This window comes from Klenkia terrae (assembly GCF_037083865.1).
GTDB classification, from domain to species: Bacteria; Actinomycetota; Actinomycetes; order Mycobacteriales; family Geodermatophilaceae; genus Klenkia; species Klenkia terrae.
Genome location: NZ_JBAPLV010000005.1, coordinates 13,421 through 26,419, shown reverse-complemented (window position 1 = coordinate 26,419; position 12,999 = coordinate 13,421). Strand labels below are relative to the sequence as shown.

Sequence of the window (12,999 nt, the reverse complement as noted above, 5' to 3'; positions counted from 1 at the left end):
CCACCTCGAGAGCGCTGGGCTGGTCCCCGGTCGAGGACGCCCGCAGACCCTATCGAGCGGGTACGACAGCGGCGCCGGTCACGGGAGGTTCGGCAGCACCCGGAGGTGCCCGCGCCGGGTCCCGGACCCGTCGTCGGCAGGGTCGCGCTCGGGCTCGGGCCGGGCCGCCTCGCGGACGGCGTCGGCCAGGGCCAGCAGGTCGTCCCCGGTCGGGCCGGCGTCGTCGGTGTCCACCTCGTGCCGGACGACCTCCCACCCGCGCGGGACGGTCAGCCGCTCGGCGTGGAACTCGCACAGGTCGTAGCTGTGCGGCTCAGAGTACGTGGCCAACGGGCCGACGACCGCCGTGGACTCTGCGTAGACGTAGGTCAGGGTGGCCGCCGCCGGCTGCGCGCACCCACTGCGCGAGCAGCGTCGCGACTGCCTCACCACCGGATCCTCACGGCTCGCACCATAACCGCGCCGACGGCACTTCGTCAGCAGGCACTCCGGCGCGAGCACGAGAACGGCGGTCGACCGGGCCGTCGTAGGCTCGCCCCGCCATGGACCGCTCCCCTGCCCGCCGCCGCGACCGGCACGGCCGTGGCCTGCGCGGTCGGCTGGTGCCACCCGGCGTCCCGCTGTCCCGCAGCCGTGCCGAGCAGTTCGACGACCTGGTCCTGGACGCGGTCGAGGAGATCGAGCGTCGCTGGGAGCGCGAGCTGGCCGGGGTGGAGTTCGCGGTCGAGGACGTGCCGTGGGTCGACCACAGCAGCCCCGACGAGGTCGTCCTGGACGCCGACGTCCTGGACGACGGCAGCGTCCCGCTGGCCCGGGTGATGCCCGGGCGGCGCGAGGGCGGTGTCGAGCACCCGCCCCGGATCGTCGTCTACCGGCGTCCGCTGGAGATCCGGGCGCACGACTCCGTGGACCTGGCCGACCTGGTGCGGGACGTGGTGGTGGACCAGGTGGCGGTGCTGCTGGGCCGGGACCCGGAGGAGATCGACCCCACCGGCTGACATGCTGGGCCCGGTGAGCGACGGGGGACGATCGATGCGCAGGTCACGACGGCGGAGCACGACCACCCCGGCCACCACCCCGGCCCCGGCCGTGGCGCCCACGGCTGCGGAACGCGTCGTCGACGACCTCCCGGGCTTCTACGACGCACCGCCCGGCTCGCCGACGCCCCCGGCTCCCGCGCCAGCACCGGCACCGGAACCCGGGGCGGCCGACGACCGGTCGGCGACGACCGGTCGGGGCCGCCGCCGCGGGGTCGTCGCGGCCGGGGTCGCGGTCGTCGCGGTGGTGACGGCGGTCGTGGTGGTCGGCACGGTCACCGACCGGCACGGTGCCGAGCCCCCGGCGGGGCCGGCGGCGACGACGTCGGCCGCACCGCGCACCTCGTCGGCCCCCTCGACGTCGTCCCCGTCCGCGCCCCTCACGGCGGCCGCCGCCGGGGACCTCGCCGACCTGGACCTCCCCGCCGGGGACGACGGGTTCACCGGCTCGCTGACGTCGACCGGGGTGGTCCTGGAGCCGCAGGCGGTCGGGGTGACGGTGGCCTACCCGCAGCTGACCGTCAGCTCCGACGGCACCCGGTCGGTCGCGCACCTCGACCTGGCTGTGTGGAACTGCCTGGGCGACCAGGCACCGGCCGACCCGGCGGCGGCCGACTGCCGACGGGTGCTGGCCGAGTTCGCGGACCTCGGCTCCCCGGACCTGCAGGTGACCCGCACCTCCGACGGGTTGCAGCTGAGCGGGACCTTCGCGACCTACACCCGGCCGAACGGCTCGGCGCCGGTCTACACCGGCCGCAGCTACCCCCTCGAGGTTCAGGTCGAGGACGCCACCGGCGGACCGACCGGCACCCTCCGGCTCGGCAGCGGTGCGGCCACCGTCGTCCCGCCCGGCGAACTCGTCGGCTAGCGCCCCTGCCCCGAGGCGGTGAGGGACACCCAGGGTTGCCCGGGGGCGTCGTCCGACCCGCCGTCGGGGCCGAAGCCCCACCACGGTCGCCGCACCGGACCGTCGAGCAGCGTCAGCAGCCCGGCGGTGAGCACCCCGCCCGCCGGGACGACGGCGTGCTCGAGCTGACCCGCGGCGGCGTGCACCCGCGCCAGGGCCCGGAGATCGGCCCGCCGGGCACCGGCCGGTCGGTGGTCCAGGAAGACCGGGAGCCGGTCCTCGAGCAGGGCGGGGTCGGTGGACCGCAGGGCCCCGGTCCCGAGGGTGTCCACGAGGGATCGGCTGCGGGAGCTACGGAAGACGGCACCCGTGCCCAGGCGGGCACCGAGCGCGGCCAGGACCGGGTCACCCAGCGGCAGACCGCTCAGGTCCAGCTGCCACCGTCCGCGCACCCCGGCGAGCAGGTCGCTGATGCCCTCGGCGAGGAGACCGGCGACCTCGGGGTCGGCGGCGGGCAGTCGGCGCGGGGCCGAGCCCGGCGGACCGGGCACCCCGTCGTCGCCGAGCAGCCGGACCACGGTGACCAGGCGCCCACGCCGGAGCTGGCTGCGCGACGTCAGCAGCGCCAGCCCCGCCGGACGACCGTGCCGGTGGGCTTCCACCACCACCGCCCGGTGCCGGGCACGACGGGCGGGGGGCGGCGCCGCGTGCAGTGCGGCGGCCAGCCAGGGCCCTCGGGCGGTGGTGGGTACTGCGAGTTCGGACAGGAGCGGACCAGCGGCGCGGATCTCCCGCACCACCCTCGCCCGCCCCTCGACGACCCGGGTGAACACGACCTCAGCGTCGCGTACTCACCCCGGCCCGCCGGCGGCGGGGTTCAGACCGCGCGGCGACGGAGCCGACGACGCTCGCGCTCGGAGAGGCCACCCCAGATGCCGAAGCGCTCGTCGTTGCCCAGGGCGTACTCCAGGCACTCCATCTTGACGTCGCACCCGGTGCAGATCTTCTTCGCCTCGCGGGTCGAGCCGCCCTTCTCCGGGAAGAACGCCTCGGGGTCGGTCTCGGCGCACAGGGCGCGCTCCTGCCAGCCCTGGTCGTCCTCCTCCAGACCGGCCGACCAGTTCGCCACGGCGAACCCGGTCGTGCCGGTCCCGTAGCCGGACCCGTAGGCCGGCTCGGTCTGCTGCTTGTAGTCGCTCAACCAAGACACCTCTGCCATGACGATGCGTCCCCTCTCGCCTTCGTCACAGTGCGTGATCATCGGGCCACTCCCGACGTGCCGCACTCGGTGACATCGAGGGAATTACACGCGTGTCATTGGGGGTGGGTCAAGTCGGACTCCTGTAACGCCGAGCCCCAGAGGTCACAGGTGTCACGCAGGGTCTCGAGGGGGTCACGAAGGCCGGTGACACGCCGCACCGGTGCACAACATCTGCCGACGGAGTGCCGGTAGTTGGTCCAGATCATTCCGACACGGAACCGACCTCGAGAACGTCTCTTGCCATCAGGCACCATGGTGTGCATGAGGATCGTGGTCGTAGCCGGCGGCATCGGCGGGGCCCGTTTCCTGACCGGGGTGCGCTCCGCGGCTCCCAGGGCCGACATCACGGCCGTCGTGAACACCGGCGACGACGTCACGCTGCACGGGTTGCGGATCTGCCCGGACCTGGATTCCGTGATGTATACGCTCGGTGACGGGATCGACCCCGAGCGCGGCTGGGGTCGACGGGGCGAGAGCTGGGTCGTCAAGGACGAACTGGCTGCCTACGGGGCCGAACCGACCTGGTTCGGGCTCGGCGACCGCGACCTCGCCACCCACCTCGTCCGCACCCGGATGCTCGATGCCGGTTACCCGCTGTCCGAGGTCACCCTGGCCCTCGCCGAGCGCTGGCAGCCCGGGGTCACCCTCCTGCCGATGAGCGACCAGCGGGTCGAGACCCACGTGGTGGTCACCGATCCCGACACCGGGCGGCCGCAGGCCATCCACTTCCAGGAGTGGTGGATCCGGCACCGCGCCGCGCTGGACCCCAGCGCCTTCGTCCAGGTGGGTGTCGAGGACGCGCGACCGGCACCCGGGGTCGGCGAGGCGTTCGCCTCGGCCGACGCCGTGCTCCTGGCGCCGTCGAACCCGGTGGTCTCGGTCGGCACCGTGCTCGGCGTCCCCGGGCTGCGGGAGGCGCTCCTGGCGTCGCCGGCGCGGGTCGTGGGGGTGTCACCCGTCGTCGGCGGCGCACCGGTCCGCGGGATGGCCGACCGGTGCCTACCCGCGATCGGGGTCGAGGTGAGCGCCGAGGGCGTCGGGCGGCACTACGGCGCACGCTCCGCGGGCGGGCTGCTCGACTCCTGGCTGGTGCACGAGACCGACGCCGCCGACGTCCCGGGCGTCGACGTCCGGCGGGTACCGCTGCTGATGACCGACCCCGCCACCACGCAGGCGATGGCGGAGGCGGCGTTGAATGCCGCACGTGCCTGAAGGTCCCCTCTCGATCCACGCGGTCCCCGGTCTCCCCGAGTTCGCCCCCGGCGACGACCTGGCCGGCTCGATCGCCGCGGCTGCCCCGTGGCTGGCCGACGGCGACGTCGTCGTCGTCACCTCCAAGGTCGTCAGCAAGGTGGAGGGCAACCTGGTCCGGGTCACCCCGGGCGAGGACCGCGAGGCGGTGCGCCAGCGCGCGATCGACGCCGAGACCGTGCGGGTGGTCGCCCGCCGGGGGCCGCTGAAGATCGTGGAGACCCGGCACGGCTGGGTGGTGGCCGCAGCCGGGATCGACGCCTCGAACGTCGCTGCCGACACCCTCGTCCTGCTGCCGGCCGACGCCGACGACTCGGCGCGCCGGCTGCGGGCGGCGCTGCAGTCCCTGCTGGGGGTCACCGTGGCCGTCGTGGTCAGCGACACCTTCGGCCGCACCTGGCGCGACGGGCTGACCGACGTGGCGGTCGGCTGCGCCGGGCTGCCGGCGCTGGTGGACCTCCGCGGTGCGGTGGACGCGCACGGGAACCGTCTGGAGACCACCCAGGTCGCCCTGGTCGACGAGCTGGCCGCCGCGGCCGACCTGGTCAAGGGCAAGCTCGCCGGGGTGCCGGTGGCCGTCGTCCGCGGGCTCCTCCTCGACGTCCCGGACCAGGACGCCGGCACGCGGCCGCTGGTCAGGCTCGGCCCCGGCGACCTGTTCGCCCACGGCACCCGTGACCTGGTGCCGGCCCGGGCCCCCGGCTCGGGTATCACGGCCCGCCCGGGAGCTCTCGAGGCCGTGGCAGGGGCCTTCCGGGTGGCCTCGGCCGCCCTGCCGGAGTTCCCCGTCGTGTTCGCCTACGGCAGCGACGAGCCCGACGTCGTCGACGTCCACCTCACCGACGCATGGACGACGACCACGGCGCTCAACCTGGGCGCGCTGGTCGGCGCCGCGCTCGTGCAGCTGCACGCCGAGGGATGGGCCACCCGGTGGGAGCCGGTCGGCACCCCGGGTGGCTCCTCGCTGGTCGGCCGCCTGCGCCTGGGCGCGGCACCGGCTCAGCCGCGGTAGCCCTCCCGCATCGCCTCGGCCAGCGCGTCGCGCCAGCCCCGCCGGGCCGGCAGCCCGGCGGCGTCCCACGCGCTGCCGTCCAGCACGGAGTAGGCCGGGCGGGGGGCAGGACGGACGAACTCGGCCGAGGTGGTGGGCAGCACCCGGTCCGGGTCGGCCCCCAGCTCCTCGAAGACCGCCCGGGCCAGCCCGTGCCAGCTGACCTGGCCGTCGTTGGTGCAGTGCAGGACCGGCGGCACCGGGCCACCGACCGCGCCCAGGGCGACGAGCCCGGCCGCCAGGTCGGCCGACCAGGTCGGGGAGCCGATCTGGTCGGCCACCACCTGGACGGTCCCGTGCGACCGCTCCAGCCGCGCCATCGTGGCCACGAAGTTGCCGCCGTGCCGGCCGTGGACCCAGGCGGTCCGCACGACCGCGTGGTCACCGCCGACCGCGGCCACCGCCCGCTCCCCCGCCGCCTTGGTCCGGCCGTAGGCGGACCGGGGGTCGGTCGGCGCGTCCACGGGGTACGGCGTGGTCGCCGTCCCGGCGAAGACGTAGTCGGTGGAGACGTGCACCAGCCGGGCCCGGCCCGCTGCTTCCTCGGCCAGCCAGCCGGGGGCGAGGCCGTTGACCACCAGCGCCGTGTCCTCGTCGTCCTCGGCGGCGTCGACGGCGGTGTAGGCGGCCGCGTTGACGACCACCGCGCGGTCCGCGGACGCCGCAGCCAGCCAGGAACGGACCACGCGGCGGACGGCGGCCTCGTCGGTCAGGTCCACCTCTGCCCGGCCGACGGAAGTGACCTGGTCGCCGACCCGGCCTGCCAGGACGCCCAGCAGGTCCTGGCCCAGCTGCCCGCGGGCGCCGGTGACCAGCCAGGCGGTGCTCACGTGCGCGCCGTGGCGGCCGCGGCCTTGAGCGGCTCCCACCAGGCCCGGTTGTCCCGGTACCACTGCACCGTGAGCGCCAGGCCGTCCTCGAAGGTCATCCGGGGGGCGTAGCCGAGTGCACCGGTCTTGGAGTAGTCCACGGAATACCGCTTGTCGTGCCCGCCGCCGCGGGGGTCGACGATCTCCTCGACGTAGCTCCAGTCGCGACCGGTGGCGGCCAGCAGCTGCTCGGTGAGCTCCCGGTTGGACAGCTCGCGGCCGCCCCCGATGTTGTAGTACTCCCCCGGCGCGCCCTTCTCGACGACCAGCTGGATGCCGCGGCAGTGGTCGTCGACGAACAACCAGTCGCGGACGTTCGCGCCCACCCCGTAGAGCGGGACCCGGTGCCCGTCGAGCAGGTTGGTGACGAACAGCGGGATGACCTTCTCCGGGAAGTGGTAGGGCCCGTAGTTGTTGCTGCACCGGGTGATCGAGATGTCGAGCCCGTAGGTCTTGGCGTACGCCCGGGCGATCAGGTCGCTGCCGGCCTTCGCGGCGGAGTAGGGCGAGTTGGGCTCGAGGAGGTGGTCCTCGACCCAGGACCCCTCGTCGATCGAGCCGTAGACCTCGTCGGTGGAGACGTGCACGACCCGGCCCACGCCGTGCCGGAGCGAGGCCTCGAAGACCTGCTGCGCGCCCAGCACGTTGGTCAGCACGAACTCGGCCGCGCCGGTGATCGACCGGTCGACGTGTGACTCGGCCGCGAAGTTCACGACGACGTCGTGACCGGGCAGGGCCGCGTCCAGGTCGGCCGGGACGCAGATGTCGCCCTGCACGAACCGGTACCGCGGGTCGTCGGACACCGGAGCCAGGTTCGCCAGGTTGCCGGCGTAGGTGAGCTTGTCGAAGACGGTTACCTCGGCGTCCTCGAACCCGGGGTAGCCCCCGGAGAGCATGGTCCGGACGTAGTGGGAGCCGATGAAGCCGGCACCGCCGGTGACGAGGACGCGCATGACGGCGACGGTAACGACCGCCTCTAGGGTTCCCGCATGCGCGGCATCATCCTCGCCGGGGGCACCGGCAGCCGGCTCTTCCCGATCACCCAGGCCGTCAGCAAGCAGCTGATGCCGGTCTACGACAAGCCGATGATCTACTACCCGCTCTCCACGCTGATGATGGCCGGGATCCGCGAGGTGCTGGTGATCACCACGAACGGTGACCGGGCTGCGTTCGAGCACCTGCTGGGCGACGGCTCACGTCTGGGCATGCAGATCGGGTACGCCGCCCAGCCGGAGCCCGAGGGCCTCGCCCAGGCCTTCCTGATCGGCGCGGAGTTCATCGCCGACCAGTCGGTCGCGCTGGTCCTCGGCGACAACATCTTCTACGGCGCGGGCCTGGGCACGGCACTGGCCCGGCTGCCCGAGCCCGACGGCGGACACGTCTTCGCCTACCACGTCGCCAACCCGGCCGAGTACGGCGTCGTGGAGTTCGACGCCGACGGCAGGGTGCTGTCCATCGAGGAGAAGCCGGCCTCACCGAAGAGCTCCTACGCGGTCCCCGGGTTGTACTTCTACAACTCCGACGTGGTCGACGTCGCGCGTGCGATCACCCCCAGCGCGCGGGGCGAGCTGGAGATCACCGCCGTCAACGAGCACTACCTGGGCGAGGGCCGGTTGACCGTGACCCCGCTGGACCGCGGCACGGCCTGGCTGGACACGGGCACCTTCGCCTCCCTGCGCCAGGCCACCGAGTTCGTCTCCGTGGTGGAGGAACGGCAGGGCCTGAAGATCGGCTGCATCGAGGAGGTCGCCTGGCGCAACGGCTGGCTGGACGACGACGGTCTGCGTCGGGCGGCCGAGCCGCTGGCCAAGAGCGGCTACGGCGACTACCTGCTCGGGCTGCTCCCGTCGTGAACATCCGTGAGCTGGCGGTGCCCGACGCCTACGTGCTGGACCTCGTGCCGCACGGGGACAGCCGTGGCCGGTTCACCGAGTGGTACCGGGCCGACGTGCTGGGCGAGGCACTCGGGTACGGCCTCACCCTGGCGCAGGCCAACCACTCGGTGTCCGCCCGGGGTGCCCTGCGCGGCGTCCACTTCGCGCTGGTCCCACCGGGCCAGGCGAAGTACGTCTACTGCCCCAGCGGCAAGGTCCTCGACGTCGTCGTGGACGTCCGGGCCGACTCCCCCACCTTCGGGGCCGTCGACGCCGTCGAGCTGGACAGCGAGCAGCCGAAGGCCGTCTACCTGTCCGAGGGCCTGGGCCACGCCTTCGTGTCGCTGGCCGACCACACCTCGGTGACCTACCTGGTCTCCAGCGGCTACTCCCCCGGCCGGGAGTTCGGGATCAACCCCATGGACCCCGCACTGGACCTGCCGTGGCCCTCCGGCATCGAGTTCGAGCTGTCCCCCAAGGACACCGCGGCACCGACCTTGGCGGAGGCACGCGACCAAGGCCTGCTGCCGACGATGGCGCAGTGCACCGCCCGGTACGACGAGCTCCGGGCTCAGTACGCCCGGTAGTTCGTCGGGGCCATCCGCGGCCCGCGCTTGGGCGGCCGGGAGCCGCCGACCTCGAGCAGGCGGATCACCCGCTGCCGGTGGCCCCGCCACGGCTCGAGCAGCTCGAGCATGCCGGCGTCGTCGGTCTTCCGGCCGGCCAGCGACCAGCCGACGAGGTTCTTCAGGTGGTAGTCCCCGACGCTGACCTGGTCCGGGCACCCGATCGCGCGCTGCGCGACCTCGGCCGCCGTCCAGACCCCGATGCCCGGGACGGACTGCAGCCGGCGGCGCAGGTCGTCGCAGTCGGTGTGGTCGTCGCACTCCAGCCGGGAGGCGACGCCGGCCACCGCGAGCAGGGCACGACGGCGGGCGCCGTCCAGCCCGCAGCGGTGCCACTCCCAGTCGGTGACCGCGCGGACCCGCTCCGCCGACGGGACCACCCGCATGCCCTCCGGCGCCGGCCCGGGTGCGGGGTCACCGGCCAGCTGGAGCAGCTGCCGCCAGGTGCGGTGCGCCTCGATCCCGGTGACCTTCTGCTCCAGCACGCCGGGGACGAGGGCGTCCCAGACCCGGCCCGTGCTGCCGATCCGCAACCAGGGCGACATCCGGTGCAGCCGCTCGACCAGCGGGTGGTGGTGGGCGGGGAACCCCTCGGGCCGATCCTCGGCCCCCAGCCAGCGGGGCACGACGTCCAGCGCCCAGTCCGCGCCGGGGCCCCAGGTCTGGGCGTGGACGTCGCCGCCGCGGACGCTCAGCCGGACGCTCGCGGCGCCGTCGGGGGTGGTGGTGGTCCGCCAGACGGCGCCGTCGGCCGCGTGCTGCAGCGTCGGGTCGCTGGTTCCCCGGCGGTGCGGCGACAGCGCGCGGCGGACGTCCAGCGGCCAGTCCGGGCGCCAGGTCCGCTCCCGGGGGGGCGCGGTCGCAGCGGTCACCCCACGAGGGTAGGACGCTCAGGCGTAGCGCCCGGGGAACCGCTCCTCGGCGACGGCCAGCAGCTGCTTGACCCGCTCGGCGTCCCCCACCGGGCAGACCATCGTCACGTCTGCGGTGTGCACCACCACGCTGTCGCGCACGCCCACCAGGGCCACGAGGTGGTCGGGGTCGTCGGAGAGGACGACGTTGCCGCTGCTGTCCAGCGCGACCACCATCCCCCGGACGGCGTTGCCGGCCTCGTCGGTGTCCAGGGTGTGCGCCAGCGCCGGCCAGGAGCCGACGTCCAGCCAGTCGACGTCCAGGTCGACGACCAGCACCCGCCCCGGTTCGGCGGCAGCGGGCTCGAGGACGGCGTAGTCGACGCTGATCTTCGGCAGGGTCGGGAAGACCTCGGCGAGGGCGGCCTCGCGGTCCTCGGCGGCGACGATGCGCCGCAGGCCCTCGGCGCTCTCGGGGAGGTGGTCGGCCAGCGCGTCCAGCACGGTCTGCGCGCGCCAGACGAACATGCCGGAGTTCCAGACGTACTCCCCCGACGCCAGGTACCCCTGCGCCGTCTCGAGGTCGGGCTTCTCGCGGAACGAGGCCGCCTCCGCGGCCCCCGGGACCTCGGTCGGGGCACCCTTCTGCACGTAGCCGAAGCCGGTCGCCGGCGACGTCGGGGTGATGCCCAGGGTGACCAGCGACCGCGGCCGGACGGCCAGGCAGTCGTAGGCGGTGCGGAGCGCGTCGGCGAACCGCTCCACCGGCCGGATCACGTGGTCGGCGGAGACCACCGCGAGCTCGGCGTCGGGGTCCACGTCGGCGACCAGCGCGGCAGCCAGACCCACCGCGTTGGCGGTGTCCCGGGCGACCGGCTCGAGGATGAGCCGGTCGGCCCCGAGCTCGGGCAGGGCGGCACGGACCATGTCGCCGTAGCGGGCGGCCGTGCACACCCAGATCTGCTCGGTGGGCAGCACGGCCTGCAGCCGGGTGAACGCCTCGGCCAGCAGGCTGTGGGCCGCGCCCGACTCCTCCGAGACGACGTCGAGGAGCTGCTTGGGGCGGGCGGAGCGGGACAACGGCCACAGCCGGGTCCCGGAGCCGCCGGCCATGATCACGGCGTGCCTCACGAGGCCTGGTCCTCCTGCAGCTCGGCGGCCCCCCGTTGGAACCGCGCCCCGGCCGCCACCTGGCCGCTCACGTAGGACAGCAGCATCCGACCGCCCAGGCCCATGCGCAGCCCCAGGCGGAGCGGCGCGTGGCGGCGCCCCGGGTAGCGGCGGGCCAGATAGCGCAGCGCGCTGGTGTGGTGCACCCGGGCCATGCGGTGCGGCTGGCGGCGGGTGGCGTGCCCGCCCTCGTGCACCACGACGGCCGACGGCGCGTAGACGTTGAGGTACCCGGCCCGACCGAGCCGTTCCCCGAGGTCCACGTCCTCGAAGTACATGAAGTAGCCCGGGTCGAACCCCCCGATCGTCCGGTAGGCGTCCAGGTCGATCACGAAGCACGACCCCGACAGCCAGCCGGCCGTGCGCTCGCGAGGAGCCTCGCGCTCCCGTCGGTAGCGGGCCGTCCACGGGTTCCCCGGCCACACCCACCCGAGCGCTGCGTGCCCGGCGCCGGTGGACAGGGACGGGAGGTCGCGGGCCGAGGGGTAGAGCTCGCCGTCCGGCGTCCGGATGGCCGGGCCCACCGCACCCGCCCGCGGCCAGCGCTGCGCCGCGGCCAGCAGGGCGTCGATCGAGCCGGGCTCGAAGACGACGTCGGGGTTGGCGACCACGGCCCAGCGACCGGTCGCACCGGCCAGGCCGGCGTCGACCGCGGCGCCGTAGCCGACGTTCCCGCCCGTGGGCAGCACGCGGACGTCGCCCCGCCCCGCGGCAACCCGCTCCGGGGCGCCGTCGGTGGAACCGTTGTCGGCGAGCACGACCTCGACCGGTCGGGTCGTCGCGCTCCCGAGGGAGGCGATGAACGACTCCAGGCTGGCCCCCGGGGAGTAGGTCACCGCCACGACGCGGAGCGGGTCGGTCTCGGCATCCACACCGTGACCCTAGAGCCGCACCGAGGAGCCGGGCGGTCCGGACCCGCGCGGCGCCGCGACGGTATCGTCGCCAAGCGTGACCACAGGAAGCCCAGACCTCGTCATCGTCGGCTCAGGCTTCTTCGGCCTGACCGTCGCCGAACGCGTCGCCACGCAGCTGGACAAGCGCGTCCTGGTGATCGACCGGCGGGACCACATCGGCGGCAACGCCTACTCCGAGGCCGAGCCGGAGACCGGCATCGAGGTGCACCGCTACGGCGCCCACCTGTTCCACACCTCGAACGAGCGGGTCTGGGAGTACGTCAACCAGTTCACCGACTTCACCGACTACGTGCACCGGGTCTACTCGATCCACGACGGCAAGACGTACTCCCTCCCCATGAACCTGGCGACCCTCGGCGAGTTCTTCGGCCGCAGCTTCACCCCCACCGAGGCACGCGCCCTCGTCGCCGAGCAGGCCGGGGAGATCGACACGGCGGAGGCGGCGAACCTGGAGGAGAAGGCGGTCTCGCTGATCGGCCGCCCGCTCTACGAGGCGTTCATCAAGGGCTACACGAAGAAGCAGTGGCAGACCGACCCCACCGAGCTGCCCGCGGCGGTCATCGCCCGGCTCCCGGTCCGCTACACCTTCGACAACCGCTACTTCAACGACACCCACGAGGGCCTGCCCGTCGGCGGCTACACCGCGTGGCTGACGAAGATGGCCGAGCACCCCAACATCGAGGTGCGGCTGGAGACGGACTACTTCGACGTCCGGGACTCCCTCCCGACCGACGTCCCCACCGTCTTCACCGGCCCGATCGACAAGTACTTCGACTACGCCGCCGGCGAGCTGGGCTGGCGCACCCTGGACTTCGAGACCGAGGTCGTCCCGGTCGGGGACTTCCAGGGGACGTCGGTCATGAACTACGCCGACGAGGACGTGCCCTACACCCGCATCCACGAGTTCCGGCACTTCCACCCGGAGCGGGACTACCCGGCGGACAAGACCGTGGTGGTCCGCGAGTACTCGCGCAGCGCGGTGGCCGGCGACGAGCCCTACTACCCGGTCAACACCCCAGAAGACCGCGCCAAGCTGGAGACCTACCGCGAGCTGGCCAAGAAGGAGGCCACGGACAAGCGGGTGCTCTTCGGCGGCCGGCTGGGCACCTACAAGTACCTGGACATGCACATGGCGATCGGCTCCGCCCTCAGCATGTTCGACAACCGCATCCGACCGTTCTTCGACAGCGGTACCTCGCTGGACGGGCGGCTCGAGGACTGAGCCGCCCGGCGCCGACGGGCCATGCC

At 73.9% G+C, this 12,999-nt stretch carries 15 protein-coding genes; 7 read left to right on the top strand and 8 right to left on the bottom strand.

The features are described from left to right. Window positions 1-78: 78 nt before the first annotated feature. On the bottom strand, window positions 79-429 hold the full coding sequence (locus UXQ13_RS06595; RefSeq protein WP_091242127.1) for a DUF3499 domain-containing protein: 351 nt from the start codon (window positions 427-429) through the stop codon (window positions 79-81). 113 nt (window positions 430-542) lie between these two features. Between UXQ13_RS06595 and UXQ13_RS06590 the strand changes: the two genes are divergently transcribed. Together UXQ13_RS06590 and UXQ13_RS06585 are read left to right on the top strand one after the other, a co-directional pair. Beyond that, window positions 543-998: a metallopeptidase family protein gene (locus UXQ13_RS06590; RefSeq protein ID WP_225234682.1), complete on the top strand. Its 456-nt coding sequence runs from the start codon at window positions 543-545 to the stop codon at window positions 996-998. A 34-nt stretch (window positions 999-1,032) separates the two neighbouring features. After that, on the top strand, window positions 1,033-1,905 hold the full coding sequence (locus UXQ13_RS06585) for a hypothetical protein (protein WP_336391993.1): 873 nt from the start codon (window positions 1,033-1,035) through the stop codon (window positions 1,903-1,905). Here UXQ13_RS06585 and UXQ13_RS06580 read toward each other — a convergent pair. Further along, window positions 1,902-2,717, bottom strand: coding sequence for a hypothetical protein (locus tag UXQ13_RS06580; RefSeq protein WP_336391992.1), 816 nt, complete (start codon window positions 2,715-2,717; stop codon window positions 1,902-1,904). The genes UXQ13_RS06585 and UXQ13_RS06580 overlap by 4 nt on opposite strands. A 44-nt stretch (window positions 2,718-2,761) precedes the next feature. Beyond that, the gene (locus tag UXQ13_RS06575) at window positions 2,762-3,094 is read right to left on the bottom strand and encodes a WhiB family transcriptional regulator (RefSeq protein ID WP_455428613.1); all 333 of its coding nucleotides are present in this window, start codon (window positions 3,092-3,094) and stop codon (window positions 2,762-2,764) included. 312 nt (window positions 3,095-3,406) lie between these two features. Between UXQ13_RS06575 and cofD the strand changes: the two genes are divergently transcribed. Both cofD and UXQ13_RS06565 read left to right on the top strand, forming a co-directional pair. Then, a complete protein-coding gene (cofD, locus tag UXQ13_RS06570) occupies window positions 3,407-4,357 on the top strand; it encodes a 2-phospho-L-lactate transferase (protein ID WP_336391991.1) in 951 nt (316 codons plus the stop codon). Further along, window positions 4,350-5,408 (top strand): coenzyme F420-0:L-glutamate ligase, encoded by a 1,059-nt coding sequence (locus UXQ13_RS06565; protein ID WP_336391990.1) that lies wholly within the window; start codon window positions 4,350-4,352, stop codon window positions 5,406-5,408. Before cofD ends, UXQ13_RS06565 begins: the two co-directional genes overlap by 8 nt. Here UXQ13_RS06565 and rfbD read toward each other — a convergent pair. Together rfbD and rfbB are read right to left on the bottom strand one after the other, a co-directional pair. Continuing rightward, complete coding sequence (gene rfbD, locus UXQ13_RS06560) at window positions 5,396-6,277, bottom strand: dTDP-4-dehydrorhamnose reductase (RefSeq protein WP_336391989.1); 882 nt, start codon at window positions 6,275-6,277, stop codon at window positions 5,396-5,398. The two genes, UXQ13_RS06565 and rfbD, sit on opposite strands and share 13 nt — an antisense overlap. Beyond that, window positions 6,274-7,269, bottom strand: coding sequence for a dTDP-glucose 4,6-dehydratase (gene rfbB, locus UXQ13_RS06555; RefSeq protein ID WP_336391988.1), 996 nt, complete (start codon window positions 7,267-7,269; stop codon window positions 6,274-6,276). Before rfbB ends, rfbD begins: the two co-directional genes overlap by 4 nt. Before the next feature lie 36 nt (window positions 7,270-7,305). On the opposite strand from rfbB, the gene rfbA reads away from it, so the two are divergent. Both rfbA and UXQ13_RS06545 read left to right on the top strand, forming a co-directional pair. After that, window positions 7,306-8,169, top strand: coding sequence for a glucose-1-phosphate thymidylyltransferase RfbA (gene rfbA, locus UXQ13_RS06550; protein ID WP_336391987.1), 864 nt, complete (start codon window positions 7,306-7,308; stop codon window positions 8,167-8,169). After that, a complete protein-coding gene (locus UXQ13_RS06545) occupies window positions 8,166-8,777 on the top strand; it encodes a dTDP-4-dehydrorhamnose 3,5-epimerase family protein (RefSeq protein WP_336391986.1) in 612 nt (203 codons plus the stop codon). Before rfbA ends, UXQ13_RS06545 begins: the two co-directional genes overlap by 4 nt. Here the strand turns inward: UXQ13_RS06545 and UXQ13_RS06540 are convergent. Genes UXQ13_RS06540 through UXQ13_RS06530 form a run of 3 tightly spaced genes read right to left on the bottom strand, consistent with a single transcriptional unit; the run spans window position 8,762 to window position 11,709 of the window. Then, the gene (locus UXQ13_RS06540) at window positions 8,762-9,688 is read right to left on the bottom strand and encodes a DNA-3-methyladenine glycosylase family protein (RefSeq protein ID WP_336391985.1); all 927 of its coding nucleotides are present in this window, start codon (window positions 9,686-9,688) and stop codon (window positions 8,762-8,764) included. The two genes, UXQ13_RS06545 and UXQ13_RS06540, sit on opposite strands and share 16 nt — an antisense overlap. Window positions 9,689-9,706: 18 nt before the next feature. Further along, complete coding sequence (locus tag UXQ13_RS06535; RefSeq protein WP_336391984.1) at window positions 9,707-10,798, bottom strand: mannose-1-phosphate guanylyltransferase; 1,092 nt, start codon at window positions 10,796-10,798, stop codon at window positions 9,707-9,709. Further along, complete coding sequence (locus tag UXQ13_RS06530; RefSeq protein WP_336391983.1) at window positions 10,795-11,709, bottom strand: glycosyltransferase family 2 protein; 915 nt, start codon at window positions 11,707-11,709, stop codon at window positions 10,795-10,797. Before UXQ13_RS06530 ends, UXQ13_RS06535 begins: the two co-directional genes overlap by 4 nt. Window positions 11,710-11,785: 76 nt before the next feature. On the opposite strand from UXQ13_RS06530, the gene glf reads away from it, so the two are divergent. Continuing rightward, window positions 11,786-12,973, top strand: coding sequence for a UDP-galactopyranose mutase (gene glf / locus UXQ13_RS06525; protein WP_336391982.1), 1,188 nt, complete (start codon window positions 11,786-11,788; stop codon window positions 12,971-12,973). Window positions 12,974-12,999 lie beyond the last annotated feature (26 nt).